The sequence below is a fragment of the Pseudomonas sp. P5_B2 genome (assembly GCF_056400445.1).
This window is the reverse complement of sequence record NZ_JBFULH010001301.1, coordinates 1-742: the sequence shown is the minus strand read 5'-3', so window position 1 is coordinate 742 and position 742 is coordinate 1. Positions and strand designations below refer to the sequence as shown.

General features: G+C 55.9%; 2 protein-coding genes. Both read right to left on the bottom strand.

The features are described from left to right. Positions 1-71 (bottom strand): rubredoxin (locus AC1DRJ_RS30875; RefSeq protein ID WP_477805449.1); only part of this gene is annotated, 71 nt, incomplete at its 3' end. A gap of 11 nt (positions 72-82) precedes the next feature. Continuing rightward, on the bottom strand, positions 83-742 hold a 660-nt coding region (locus AC1DRJ_RS30870), incomplete at its 5' end, for an aldehyde dehydrogenase family protein (RefSeq protein ID WP_477805448.1).

Below are 742 nucleotides of genomic sequence, written 5' to 3'. Positions count from 1 at the left end.
ATTCCGTCGTCAGGCCAACCTAGTGCTTCGTCATAGATCAGCCCGCAAATGATGCATAGCCACTTCTTCATGATTTCGATCCTCACTCGCCCTGGATTCGCAATGCAAGGTTCTTGGTGCGCACATAGCTGTACAGCGCTTCCTGACCTTTCTCGCGACCGTAACCGGATAGACCAACCCCGCCGAAAGGCGTCTCAATGCCACCGGCATACCACTCATTCACGAACACTTGACCTGCGCGCAGTCGTCGAGAGCAGCGCAGAGCGCGATTCAGATTTTGGGTGAAGACGCCCGCTACTAGGCCGAAGTCGGTTCCGTTAGCCAAGTTAATGGCCTCTTCCTCGGTATCGAATGGCAGGATCGCCAACACCGGGCCGAATACCTCACTCTGAGCGATGTCCATGTCCGCAGTAACATCGCAGAACACAGTTGGCTGCATGAAATTACCAGCCAAACCCGAAACCGCTTCTCCCCCGGCAACTACTCGCGCGCCTTCCTGTTGCGCGCGTTGGCACATAGCCTGAATGCCTTGAAGTTGAGTCGCTGAAATTACCGGGGTCAGTTCGGCATTCTCCGAACCAGGGCCAATTTGCAGGCTGCGCGCTAGGGCGCCGACTTGATCAACCACTTCGCTGTAGATCGAGCGCTCTACCAGCAGGCGGGACATTGCGGAACAGACTTGTCCTGCATTGAAGAAGATACCGTTACGCACGCTAGCTAGAAGTTGCTCGCGGTCGGCATC